The following is a 320-nucleotide window of genomic DNA, read 5'->3' on the forward strand; positions in this document are numbered from 1 at the left end:
TCGGTGTAGCGGAACGCGCTGATTTCAGACATGGCAAATAGGCCCTTCGTGGGGTGACGGTGTCCCGGAGATCGAGCGACCTCGGGGCGATGAGTGCGAGTCACGCAAGGTGACTTGCGTGACTCATGTGTAACACGGCGCGAGAGGCGAATGCAAGGCGCTTTCGCAGGTCTTTAGATTTCTTCACCCGGGCAGATGCACGACAAAGCCCCCTACCGCTGGCAGATGCAGTGCGGTAGGGGCTGTCGTCTAGTGCGGTACTACGCCGGGAGCCGCTCCGGCTCCACGGAGAGGGCCTCGGCGAGGTTGACGACGGACAC

This window comes from Promicromonospora kroppenstedtii DSM 19349, assembly GCF_000515355.1.
Classification (GTDB): domain Bacteria; phylum Actinomycetota; class Actinomycetes; order Actinomycetales; family Cellulomonadaceae; genus Promicromonospora; species Promicromonospora kroppenstedtii.